At 43.4% G+C, this 11761-nt stretch carries 10 protein-coding genes; 5 read left to right on the top strand and 5 right to left on the bottom strand.

The features are described 5' to 3' along the window. Nucleotides 1-51: 51 nt before the first annotated feature. The 3 genes from AC1U9U_RS12925 to AC1U9U_RS12935 all read right to left on the bottom strand — a co-directional run bounded on the left by AC1U9U_RS12925 (nt 52) and on the right by AC1U9U_RS12935 (nt 2838). Nucleotides 52-462, bottom strand: coding sequence for a hypothetical protein (locus AC1U9U_RS12925; RefSeq protein WP_479960963.1), 411 nt, complete (start codon nt 460-462; stop codon nt 52-54). 84 nt (nt 463-546) lie between these two features. After that, nucleotides 547-2481, bottom strand: coding sequence for a ribosomal protection-like ABC-F family protein (gene abc-f, locus AC1U9U_RS12930; RefSeq protein WP_479960964.1), 1935 nt, complete (start codon nt 2479-2481; stop codon nt 547-549). Nucleotides 2482-2721: 240 nt separating this feature from the next. Next, a complete protein-coding gene (locus tag AC1U9U_RS12935) occupies nt 2722-2838 on the bottom strand; it encodes an RAxF-45 family protein (protein WP_479960965.1) in 117 nt (38 codons plus the stop codon). A 247-nt stretch (nt 2839-3085) separates the two neighbouring features. Here AC1U9U_RS12935 and AC1U9U_RS12940 point away from each other — a divergent pair, with 247 nt between their 5' ends. Further along, nucleotides 3086-4918, top strand: coding sequence for an ASKHA domain-containing protein (locus tag AC1U9U_RS12940; protein ID WP_479960966.1), 1833 nt, complete (start codon nt 3086-3088; stop codon nt 4916-4918). Between the two features lie 115 nt (nt 4919-5033). On the opposite strand, the gene AC1U9U_RS12945 is transcribed toward AC1U9U_RS12940, so the two are convergent. Beyond that, entirely contained in the window at nt 5034-5720 is a 687-nt protein-coding gene (locus AC1U9U_RS12945) for a TerC family protein (protein WP_479960967.1), read from the bottom strand. A gap of 344 nt (nt 5721-6064) precedes the next feature. Between AC1U9U_RS12945 and AC1U9U_RS12950 the strand changes: the two genes are divergently transcribed. The 4 genes from AC1U9U_RS12950 to AC1U9U_RS12965 all read left to right on the top strand — a co-directional run bounded on the left by AC1U9U_RS12950 (nt 6065) and on the right by AC1U9U_RS12965 (nt 10834). Next, the gene (locus tag AC1U9U_RS12950; protein ID WP_479960968.1) at nt 6065-7213 is read left to right on the top strand and encodes a glycerate kinase; all 1149 of its coding nucleotides are present in this window, start codon (nt 6065-6067) and stop codon (nt 7211-7213) included. A gap of 349 nt (nt 7214-7562) precedes the next feature. Next, nucleotides 7563-9014, top strand: a complete 1452-nt coding sequence (locus AC1U9U_RS12955) for a GGDEF domain-containing protein (RefSeq protein ID WP_479960969.1) — start codon at nt 7563-7565, stop codon at nt 9012-9014. Nucleotides 9015-9066: 52 nt separating this feature from the next. Next, nucleotides 9067-9588 carry a signal peptidase I gene (lepB, locus tag AC1U9U_RS12960; protein ID WP_479960970.1) on the top strand — a complete coding sequence of 174 codons (522 nt, stop codon included), beginning with the start codon at nt 9067-9069 and terminating at the stop codon, nt 9586-9588. A gap of 85 nt (nt 9589-9673) precedes the next feature. Continuing rightward, nucleotides 9674-10834, top strand: coding sequence for an aminotransferase-like domain-containing protein (locus AC1U9U_RS12965; protein ID WP_479960971.1), 1161 nt, complete (start codon nt 9674-9676; stop codon nt 10832-10834). Between the two features lie 167 nt (nt 10835-11001). Here AC1U9U_RS12965 and cobS read toward each other — a convergent pair whose 3' ends face one another. Continuing rightward, nucleotides 11002-11754, bottom strand: coding sequence for an adenosylcobinamide-GDP ribazoletransferase (gene cobS / locus AC1U9U_RS12970; protein WP_479960972.1), 753 nt, complete (start codon nt 11752-11754; stop codon nt 11002-11004). Nucleotides 11755-11761: the final 7 nt, after the last annotated feature.

Raw genomic sequence — 11761 nt, forward strand, 5'->3', positions numbered from 1 at the left:
TTATATAGCTCCCATCCATCTCGCTCACAGAATCGCTTCAATTCTCTCCAGCTAGGCATCGAGTAATCCTCTCACAGCGTCCTCGTTTTTCTGAATTAGCACTCGCATGATATAGGGAAAATGTGGTTTTCTATTAGGAGCTCTGTAATACTTTTCAAACTCATCCATATATTCTTCGGCATATTCAATGAGTTCTTTAGCAATTAGCGATTTCAATTCATCTAAACTAGTGGTATTCGCCATGATATCTAATTCTTTTAAAGAACCGCTAAAACTGCCGTCAGCCTCTTTTTCATATTCTAAGGTGAATCTATATGGTATTAAAACTGCTTCTAAATGTTCTAGGGATAGAGCAGCAAGATAGTCTCTGTTGCGTTTTACTACAGTGGGCTTATAACGCACTACATTATCAATAAAACCTCCCCAATCTTTCCTGACATCCGTAGCATTAATCGCTTGCATAATTAACCCCTCCTTTTTGAGGACCATGTTTTTCACCTCCAATTATATATTATGTACATAGTGTACGCAATATGTATTGGAGTTTTACAAGTTAAGTTTGTATTCATCCCCATAGGTCAACATCTCTTCGAAAATCTTGTTCCATTGCTTCTCAAGAGCTTCTTTTTCTGCGTAAGCATGTTGCAGGGACTCCAAATTCACCAGCCCTTGGAGACGCTGATCCAAGTCGGAGATTTTTTTCTCCAGCAGTTTTAACTCCCTTTCCATCCATTCTAGATTTCGGTCCCGGTCCTTTTGGGGCTTGCTTCTCTCGGTGGGAAAAAGGCTTTCCTTTCTCGGCGGGGCTAGTTTTGCCGAAATTTCGCCGGGGCTGAACTCTTTCACTTTGTTCATGATTATGGCCTGCATTTTCTCTTCCGCATAGCTAAAGTTACCCTCAAAACAGTATACTGCACCGTCATCAAGCCAATAGATCCTCTGAAAAAGCTTGTTAAGAAAATAACGGTCATGAGATACAGCTAAAAGTGTACCTTGATAGTTTTCCAGGGCATCTTCTAAAACTTGAAGGGAGTCGATGTCCAAATGATTAGTCGGCTCGTCGAGGATCAATAGATTGGTATCTTGATACATAAGTTGGGACAAGCGGAGTCGCATCCGTTCACCGCCGCTAAGTTGTGATACCTTCCGATAGACCATAGGGCCATAGAACAAGAACTTGGCAAGAATATTTCGTGCCGAACCCTCTGTTACCTGAATCTCATCACGAAAGACGTCGATGATTGTTCTTTCTTCAGTGTTAGGGAAGACGTTCTGGGACAGATAACCCATTTTTACATTGCTCCCGATCCTAATTTCGCCCTCATCGGGAAGTAGCTCCCGAAGAATGAGTTTAAGTAATGTAGATTTTCCCGTCCCATTTTCACCAACGATAGCAACCCGTTGACCGTAAGTAATATGCATACTTACATTTGCAAAAAGCGGGCTGCCAAATCCTTTAGCTACTTCCTTAAGGGAAATCACATCTTTGCCGCTTCGCTCTGATGATTCCATTTCCAGATTCATCTTTTTGCGAAGTAATTGCGGGCGATTTAGTTTCTCCATTCTTTCAAGAGCCCGTTCAATATTTCTTGCTTGTCTATGGAGGCCCTCGTTAGGTGGATTGGCCCGATTTGCCCACTCCCGCAGCCGCTTAACGGCTTCTTTCATCTTTTTGATTTTCTTTTGCTGCTCTTCATAATCATGAAATTCTTTTAAGAGCCGCTCTTCTTTTTCTTTAATATAATTGGTGTAGTTAGTATAGTATGGGGTAATTTGGCCGTCTTCCAGGTCTAGTATCTTAGTCACCACTTCATCCAGAAAGGCCCGGTCATGGGAAATGACCAGAACTGTGCCATTGTATTCATGTAAAAAGACCCCTAACCATTTTACGGCAAATAAGTCGAGGTGATTAGTTGGTTCGTCAAGCAATAAGAAATCGGGATTTTGAAGGAGGGTTAAGGCTAATCCTACCTTGGTCTTCTCGCCTCCGCTGAGAGTAATGAAAAGCTTGTTTAATAATTCCTTGATATTTAGGCCATTGACAATCTTTTCTACCCGGGCTTCGATCTCATAGCCACCTTTGAGGGTGAATAGATGCAATAGATTACCGTAAGCATCCATCAGGCTTTGCAGTTTATGTGGATCTTGCTCATTAGCCATCTTTTCTTCGTAATGTCTCATTTTTTCTTCCATCTCCAGCAGATTCACAAATGCCGTCATTAAAACATCTTTCGTAGTCAATCCTTCAGAAAAGTTGGGAATTTGTCTAAGGTAGCCAATTTGTGTGCCCTTTTTCCAATGGATTTGCCCGGAATCAGTTGTTTCTTCACCGGCCAAAAGTTTTAACAAGGTTGTCTTGCCGCTGCCATTGGGGCCAACTAAGCCCACTCGCTCCTGCACCTGAATTTCGAGGGATATATTTTCAAAAATAGTATTGCCACCATACATTTTGGTTACTTTATTAACACTGCATGCGATCATGATTATACCTCCAATGATTATCAAAAATAATTTTATCCAAACACAAAAAAGCTATGGAACCAACCGTCCCATAGCTTTTAAAGTAAGGATGTAAGATTGAACGAGACTTCTGTCAATGGGGGTTTCTACCCCACTGAAGGTTAGTCCGGTGATAAAAAAAGAGGAGTTAAAAACTCCTCATGACCATCCATTATATAATAAGACTGGGTAAGAGATGTTTCGCCGTTTTAGCTTTGCTATTTAATTGCTGAAAAAGGGTACACTAACCCCTTTGAAAGCATAAATTGCAAATTTTCCACGGTTAAGATATAAAGAATCCATCAAATAACCGTGTCCTAAAACAGCATGATTCAACATCGTTACCCCTCCTTTCGAAATCATTCCATACTATTCAATTTTAACAGATGTTTCATAACTTTCAAGTATTAAATTATCCAAATTCGTAGCATCAAGCAAAATCTGGGGGACGAACTGTTTGCGTTCGGTAACAGAGCAATAGTGATAAGAAGTATTTTTCAATATTCTGAGAATAATGCTAAAATAGAAATAGAGACCATCTAGTGAGATATTCAAGCAAAATATTTTAGCTAGGGAGGGGAATAAGATGGTTCAAGTTACTTTTTTGCCGGGCAACCGAAAGGTTAATATGCGTTCAGGCAGTACTATTATGGAAGCGGCTATTGCAGCTGGTGTGCCTATAGAAAGTACCTGTGGTGGCAGGGGTACTTGCGGTAAATGCAAAGTCCAAATTGACCCGGACAAGGTAAATCTCGACCTTGACCACGGGAAGAAGTTTTTGAGTGAGGCTGAAAGAGAGGCCGGTTGGGTCTTAGCATGCCGTGTTGAGGTACAAGAAGATTTAGTTGTTAAATTAAGCGAGCGCAAGGATGCCCACCAACGTAAAACCAATCTTAATCAGCTGGTGGATATGGACTTAGATCCCAGCATTAAAAAGCATTTCCTGCAACTATCACCGCCTACCGTAATGGATCAAACTCCGGATTGGGATCGGCTGGTGGCCGCGTTCCCTAATCCGGAGGTCTCTTTTAACCGTCTAATTGCCAGTAATCTTCCCCAAGTGCTTCGTCAAGCTAATTATCAAGTGACGGCAATATTGGAAGGGAACTCATTACTGGCAGTTGAACCGGGGAATACGACTGAGCGTTGCTATGGTCTGGCTATTGATATCGGGACAACGACTACGGTGGTTTATCTGCTGGATTTAACCAATGGGCAAGTCCTTGATAGTGGTGCCGTTACCAATCCGCAAAAAGCCTTTGGTGCAGATGTAATATCCCGGATTACTCATGCAGCGAAAGGGCCCAATGAGCTTAAGCAACTCCAGACTTTAGTCATCGAGGGATTGAATGGTGTTATTGCCCAATTATGCCAAGGAAATAAATTAAGCAAGAGGGAAATCTATCAGGCAGTGGTCGTGGGAAATACAACGATGAGTCATTTATTCTTAGGAATTGACCCAACCTACTTGGCTCCGGCCCCCTTTATTCCCGTTTTCCGAAAATTAGTCGAAGTTGAAGCCCGGGAATTGGGCATGGATATCCTGGAGACGGGGCGAGTGGTGCTTATACCTAACGTTGCCGGCTATGTTGGGGCCGATACGGTAGGGGTTATGGTAGCTGCTAAAGTAGATGAAAAGCCGGGGTATACCCTGGCCGTTGATATTGGAACTAATGGCGAGATTGTTCTCGCCGGTGAAAAAAGAATTTTGACTTGCTCTACTGCTGCCGGACCTGCCTTTGAAGGTGCGGAAATCAAGTACGGGATGCGGGCTGCCGATGGTGCCATTGAGGGAGTTAAAATTACCGACGATGTTGAGTGTACAGTTATAGGTGAGGTTAAGCCGATAGGTATATGCGGTTCGGGTTTAATAGATGCCATTGCCCAAATGGTTGAATCAGGAGTTATATATCCCAGCGGCCGGATTGCCAATCAGACGGAGGCTATAGAGAAGCTCCCGCCCTCAGTGCAGAAGCGAATTCGCAAAACGGAAGCCGGTGCGGAATTTGTCCTCGTTTGGGCGAAGGATGCCGGTATCCCTGAGGATATAGTACTGACTCAAAAAGATATCAGAGAGATGCAGCTGGCCAAAGGGGCTATCCGAGCCGGAGTAAAGATATTGATGAAGGAGATGGGAATAGGACTGGAGCAGTTGGATCGGGTGTTGCTGGCAGGTGCTTTTGGGAATTATATCAGCAAAGAAAGTGCTTTGGGTATCGGCTTACTACCGCATTTGCCCATAGAAAGTATCCAAGCCATCGGGAACGCTGCCGGGGATGGAGCTAAAATGGTCCTATTATCCAAAACAGAGCGAAGGAAAGCTCAGGAGTTGGCGGATCGGGCGGAGCATTTGGAGTTATCTACGCGCGCGGATTTTCAAGAAGAATTTGTTGATGCTCTGGCTTTTGAGGCTCTGTAAATTTGTAGGTGAATATAAAGGGGAGTGCCGCAAGCCGATATGATCAGTTTTGCAGCACTCCTCTTAAAGGATTCTTAGATTAGGATGGGATAGCTGGATCTTTTTCAGGCTTTGCTTACGCAGCATCGGCAGTCTCTATTTCTTTTTTCTTGTTCTTTCTATGACCTAGAAGCAGCACAGCGGTAATAAGAATTGCACTAAATCCCCATTCGATTAAGGCACTTTTGCCGATTAAGTTGACCACGAATTTTTCGCCAACCAGCATAGTTACGGCTGTGTGAGTAATTACAGCCGCCCCAATGGGAATAATAATGGGGAAACGATTGATGGCCTTAATGACAAGAGTACTACCCCATACGACAATCGGGATACTGATTAACAAGCCAAAGATCACCAAAACCGGGTGTCCGTGTGCAGCACCGGCGACGGCAAGAACATTGTCTAAGCCCATCACGGCATCGGCAATGATGATGGTGCGCACAGCACCCCAGAAATTAGCCGCGCTTTCAACTTCTTCGTTGCCTTTTTCTTCAGTGAGGAGCTTATAGGCCATCCAGACCAGGAGAAGACCGCCGGCAAACATAAGTCCCGGTATTTTTAGAAGATATACCGCTACAATCGTAGCTAATGAACGGATTATAATTGCCCCACCCGTCCCAAATAAAATCACTTTTTTTTGCATTTTTTTGGGCAGATTTCGGGCAGCCATGCCAATGACAATGGCATTGTCTCCACCTAAGACCAGATCCATAAGGACAATCGCAAAGATCGCTTGAAAAAATTCAGGACTAAATAACTCCATCTCTTTCTTCCTTTCGTTGACAAATTATTTCTTATTATGCGTCCCAGAGGAAGTATTATCACAATTAAAAAAAACCTTCACCCCCATGGGCAAAGGTCTTGCTTACAACAGTGTTGCCAACAAAGCCGGGATTTAGTCCGTAATGACGACTTTGCTGTCCAGCTACTCCCCTTTGTATATTTCTAATACAAGTATACTATTTTTTTGGAAAAGGTCAATAAAAGATATTCATAAAAACTAAGGTTGTGTTTAGTCCTGATATAGTTTAGAATCCAAAATAAATAGCATTTTCCAATTACATGGTGTTTAGTAGTAATAATATCTAACTATGGGAGAGAGAAATAATGCATGTACTGATCGCTGTAGATTCTTTTAAAGGTAGTTTGAGCAGTCAAAAAGCCGGGGAGGCCATCACCATAGGGATTAGGAGAGTTTTTCCGGGGGCGGCTACCGAGATCATCGCTATGGCCGACGGAGGAGAGGGAACTGTTGAAGCGATTGTCGCCGCCGGTGCCGGGCGAATTCTCAAAACTAAGGTAACCTCACCGCTGGGGGAGTCCATAGAGGCAGTTCTTGGGCAGTTGGCCGATGGAACGGTTGTCTTGGAAATGGCCTCCGCTTCGGGCTTGCCACTGGTTCCTCCGGCAAAGAGGAATCCTCTCGATACCACCACCCGAGGGACCGGGGAACTGATTAAAGCTGCCTTGGATTTAAACCCGGGGGAAATAATAATCGGGATTGGGGGAAGTGCAACCAACGATGGTGGAGCGGGGATGGCACAGGCACTTGGCGCTAAGCTTCTTGACAGGGAAGGTCAAGAGTTGCCACCCGGCGGTGGGGCACTTAGCGAGCTTAAGCGGATTGATAATTCTGGACTTGATCCTCGTTTAAAAGATACCAAAATCACGGTTATGTGTGATGTGGATAATCCCTTATGTGGATCACGAGGGGCGTCAGCAGTCTATGGCCCCCAGAAAGGCGCAACACCAGAAATGGTTCAGCAACTTGATCAAAATCTTGCTCATTTTGCTGAAGTAATCAAAACAGATTTAGGGCTGGACTTTAAGGATGTTCCGGGTGCCGGTGCTGCCGGAGGTCTTGGTATGGGACTCCTTGCTTTCACTAAAGCACAGCTAAAGACCGGTGTAGAAGCTGTACTTGACACGGTAGACTTTGACGGAAAGTTGCAGAAGGCTGATATTGTTATCACCGGCGAAGGACGGATTGACGGGCAATCCATTTATGGTAAAGTCCCTATGGGTGTGGCTAAACGAGCCCATAAATATGGTAAACCAGCTTTAGCTATTGTTGGTTCCATTGGGGAGGGATCGGAAGCCCTTTATGCTCATGGGTTAACTTCGATATTAACTATAGTTAACCGCCCCATATCCTTAGAGGATTCAATGGAAAAGGCTTTTAACTTGACAGCAGATACTGCCGAACGGGGATTCCGCATATTACAAATTCCCTTGCAGTACAGAATAGAAGATTAAACTTAAAAGTATGCTTTGATCATCAGAATTGACCTGACCATGACTCATGGGAAGGTCAATTTTTATATTTCATAGAGGATTTGGGAAAAACAAAGAGAATATTATTTGACAAAAGAAGGGTGGCATCCAGATATCAAAAGTAAACTTTAGTTCGTTTTTTTAAAAATTAACATATAATAATTTTGTGATAGTTGATCAAAATCATGTAATGATTCAGTAAGAATTAATCCATATCATGAGTAGTAGGGCCTCTAATTTAAAATAAATTTATAAAAAGAATTAGGGAAACTTAAATCAATATAGTTAATAGATGTGGTAAAATAGTTAGGGAAGTATTATCTTCTTAGCAATGATCTTGATGAAGGGTGAGAAGTCTGTGCCGTTGGAAAATATAAAAGATATTGAATTTCCCTCTAATAGCCCTTCTTACGCTGAGATCTTGTTAACAACTATCCAAGAGATGAATCGGGAAGAGAATCTTCTTAAGGCTTTGAATCTCTTTACTCAGAAAAGTTTAGAGCTATTTCATTGTAATCTTGCTGCGATATATCTCCTTGAGCATGGAAAGTATAAGCTTTTTTCAGTGAGCTCTCGTGAGGACGAGTACAGAGAGTTCCTAATGTTACGTAAATTTCCACAGGATTTTGAAATTATATCCTCAGAAGTCAGTGAGCACGTTAAAGAATGGGTGCTACCATTAGCCCATTTTGACAATACCTTAGGGGCTTTTGTCCTCATTCGTAAGCAGGTTGAGCCACTGAATACCCGATTAGAGATTTTTTTTAAACAAGTGATTTCGATTATATCTTCCTTCATCTTTGAAAGATTGTTAAGGGTTGGCTCTTTTGATCGTGAGCAAGCTCTAACTTTACTTTTACGAGGGACAGAGATTCTTGTACTCGCAGAGTCAGAGGAGCAGCTCTTATCTGAAGCTGGGGAAATGGCTATGGAAATCCTTTTCCTTCCAGGTGGATTCTTCTTGCTTGAGAACACCAAAGGAGGTTTAGATATAAGATCTCCCTTCGGTCGCTTAAAGCAAGAGATGGATTGGGACTGGAGGACTTGGGTTAAGCTTTATATATCCCAGGAAGAAGAGTGCTTCCGAAGAAATACTATGGCTCATTACCTAGGTATTGAAGATAATCCTTTTAACTGGGAACGGGTCTGGATTCATCCCCTTCAGACCCATAGTGGGGTGGTCGGAGAGCTTTGGTTAATGAATGCTGGAGAATATCTAACTAACCAAAAGCAAGAGATTCTGGCGGCCTTTATTCGGGTAGTCGGAGTTGCTTTAGAGACTATTCGCCAGCGTGAAGAGCTTGCTCGTTTGGCTAGTACGGATCGCTTAACCGGTATCCTTAACCGCCAAGGATTTGAACAGCGGGTTCGTGAAGAAATAGCCAGTTCTTTGCGTAGAAGTTCCAAGTTTCTTTTGCTGGTTCTTGATTTGGATTTGTTTAAACAATTAAATGATACAATGGGTCATCCCATGGGAGATCTGGCACTCAAAGAGATAGCCCAAAACCTGCGGGCATCAGTGCGGGAACAAGATATAGTCGCCCGCACTGGTGGGGATGAGTTTACCGTAGTTCTTACAGATATGGGGATGAATGAGGATGCCCTCTTGGTCATCGAACGCATGAGGAGGAGTATGCGATTAGAAGTATTTAATTTAGGAGTTAGTATTGGTGTAGCAGAATTCCCGACTGAAGGGCGGACATACGACGATTTATATCGCCTGGCCGACCAAAGACTTTATAGAGGTAAGAATCAAGGGAAAGGGAATATTATTGCCGACTAACCCTCCAACTGGGGGGTATTTTATTTACAGCTTAAGCAGAGGGAGTATCAAGATGAAAAAATATTTACGCACCATCGTTGAATGGGGATTGATAATTATCATTGCTTGGGTTTTATCCTTTGGGATAAGAACTTATGTATTGGATACCCGCATTGTCCCAACCGGTTCAATGATCCCTACCATCCAACTTCAGGACCGCTTGATATTTGATAAGCTTTTTTATCGGTCAGGTCAGCTAGAACGAGGGGACATAATTATGTTTAAAGCCCCTGAGGGTTCAGGAGAACATGACGATTTGGTAAAACGGATTATTGGTCTACCAGGGGAGACTATCGAGGTTCGCGAAGGTAAAGTCTGGATTAATGGAGAGGCTTTAGAGGAACCCTATCTGAACCAGGCCCCTGAGTATGAGATGAAGGCAATTAATATTCCGGAAGGCTCCTATATGGTTTTTGGAGACAACCGTAATAATAGTAAAGACAGCCATGTCTGGGGATTCGTGCCAAAAGAAAATATTGAGGGCAGAGTGTTGTTACGATATTGGCCAATACAACGGTGGGGAGCACTGGAGTGAACAAGACATCTGTCATTGATAACATTATGAAGAATATGGGTTACGTATAGACTAAGCAATATTAGAATATGAAAGGTGATAATAAATGAAATACGCAAATTGGATGAAAAATGTGGGAGAAGGATTTATTGGGGAGATGCTTAGGGCAGCCCAAAATCCGGAGATGATTTCCTTTGCCGGGGGGTTGCCAGCCTTGGAACTTTTTCCAACGGAAGATTTACAAGCTGCTTTTCAGAAGGTTTTTGATGAACAAGGTAATTCAGCCTTGCAATACTCTCAAACTGCAGGGTATCCAGAGCTGAGAAAATGGCTGGCCAGTCAGCATATGCGTAATGAGAGAGCTGCTAAAATTAGCGAGATAATAATTACTACTGGAAGTCAACAAGGATTGAGTCTTTTAGCACAGACTTTTTTGGATCCGGGAGATACAGTGTTCCTTGAAACACCAACCTATTTAGGTGCAATTCAGGCTTTTGAAGGATTTCGGGCTAATTTTCAAATGATCCCTTGCGATGAAGAGGGAATCATCCCTGGTGAATTGGAAATAGCCTTGCAGCGGACGACTCCGAAATTTCTCTATCTAATACCAAACTACCAAAACCCTTCCGGTAAAGTAATGGGGCTAGACAGAAGAAAAGAGCTTCTTAAAGTAGCTCAAAAATATAATCTCCTTTTGATTGAAGACAATCCTTATGGTGAGTTGCGCTATGAAGGCGAGGCCATACCAAATCTTGCGGAATTAGGGGAAAATGTGGTCTATCTGGGAACCTTCTCAAAGGTCTTGGCACCGGGGTTGCGTACCGGTTATGTTCTGGCGGATGAAGATATTATAATGCATTTGGAACAAACCAAAGAGGGTGTAGATCTTCACAGTAATAACTTGACCCAGCGAGCAGTATATGAATACTTAAAGCAAGATCTTTTGCCGGACCACATTCAAAAATTACGCCAGGTTTACGATGTTAGGCGTAAGGCTATGGTTCAAGCCATTCAGACCTATCTGGGTGATCGGGTGGAGATGATTGTTCCTTCCGGAGGGTTGTTTCTCTGGGCTAAACTCATTGGGGTTAATAACAGCTTTGATTATGTTCAAGATATGCTTCGCCAAAATGTTCTTTATGTGCCGGGGGCTCTTTTCTATGCCGATGGGCGGGTCTCCAATGAAATGCGTCTGAATTACTCTTGTTCCACTCCGGAGACTATTGAAGAAGGGATGAAGCGTTTAGCCAAGGGACTGAGAAAATAATAGGGGCGGGCTTTACTTTTCTAATCCGAACATAGCGAAGGATCTTCTGCAATCAGAAGATCCTTTGTTGGTTAGGCAATCTTTCACGTAAAGAGATTTTCTAATTCTATGCTTAAACCCTCAAATAAATATGAATGAGTTTTAGCGAGATGCCCGTAGAAAAGGGGTTAATTAATAAAAGGAAATGCCCCGAGAAGAAAGAATAGTTCGGCAAACTCGATGCTGGCCCCATAGAGATCACCGGTCAGGCCTCCCAAAAGACGGGATACTTTTTGGGTAAAGAACAAGATGAATAGGGAAGCGACCAGAAAACCGATGACCCCCGACCATTGTAAGACTGTATAGGTAACAAGGAGCAGGATTAGGCCTTCGGCGAAGAAAACCCACTGGGTTTTACGGGAGGCCTCATGAAATCCCTTACCAAGACCTTGAGGACGGGCATAGGGAAAGAAATATACTCCCATCAAGAAAATCCAGCGGGAGAGAATCGGCATAAAAAGAACAATTAAAGGGGAGATAGGGGATTCTAGGGTAAGGAGTTCAGCTAACAGAGTGAATTTGAGCAAGAGATAGGCAATAGCACTTACAGCACCAAAAGCTCCCGCATGGCTGTCTTTCATAATCTCCAACATGCGCTCCGGGGTACGCGCTGAAAGCAGCCCGTCCATGCTATCCATCAAGCCATCCAAGTGAATTCCCCCGGTAAGGATGAGTTCGAGGATGAGAAGCAGAGCAGCGGTAACCAAGGGCGGATAAAAGGGGAGCAGGAGGGTTAAGGCTGCCCAGAGTGTCCCCCCGAGGATCAATCCCACCAAGGGATAATAATGCTGGCTCTGCGTAAACTCTTCTGCAGTCACAGCTTGTGGCTGGGGGAGGGGGATGCGGGTTAAAAAGGTTAAAGAAATCCATAGCTTGCGCATATTACGA

The organism is Desulfitobacterium sp. (genome assembly GCF_982384815.1).

Coding starts and splice junctions, on each gene's coding strand:
- AC1U9U_RS12925 (WP_479960963.1), bottom strand. CDS start 462: ATGCAAGCGATTAATGCTACGGATGTCAGGAAAGATTGGGGAGGTTTT.
- abc-f (WP_479960964.1), bottom strand. CDS start 2,481: ATGATCGCATGCAGTGTTAATAAAGTAACCAAAATGTATGGTGGCAAT.
- AC1U9U_RS12935 (WP_479960965.1), bottom strand. CDS start 2,838: ATGTTGAATCATGCTGTTTTAGGACACGGTTATTTGATGGATTCTTTA.
- AC1U9U_RS12940 (WP_479960966.1), top strand. CDS start 3,086: ATGGTTCAAGTTACTTTTTTGCCGGGCAACCGAAAGGTTAATATGCGT.
- AC1U9U_RS12945 (WP_479960967.1), bottom strand. CDS start 5,720: ATGGAGTTATTTAGTCCTGAATTTTTTCAAGCGATCTTTGCGATTGTC.
- AC1U9U_RS12950 (WP_479960968.1), top strand. CDS start 6,065: ATGCATGTACTGATCGCTGTAGATTCTTTTAAAGGTAGTTTGAGCAGT.
- AC1U9U_RS12955 (WP_479960969.1), top strand. CDS start 7,563: ATGATCTTGATGAAGGGTGAGAAGTCTGTGCCGTTGGAAAATATAAAA.
- lepB (WP_479960970.1), top strand. CDS start 9,067: ATGAAAAAATATTTACGCACCATCGTTGAATGGGGATTGATAATTATC.
- AC1U9U_RS12965 (WP_479960971.1), top strand. CDS start 9,674: ATGAAATACGCAAATTGGATGAAAAATGTGGGAGAAGGATTTATTGGG.
- cobS (WP_479960972.1), bottom strand. CDS start 11,754: ATGCGCAAGCTATGGATTTCTTTAACCTTTTTAACCCGCATCCCCCTC.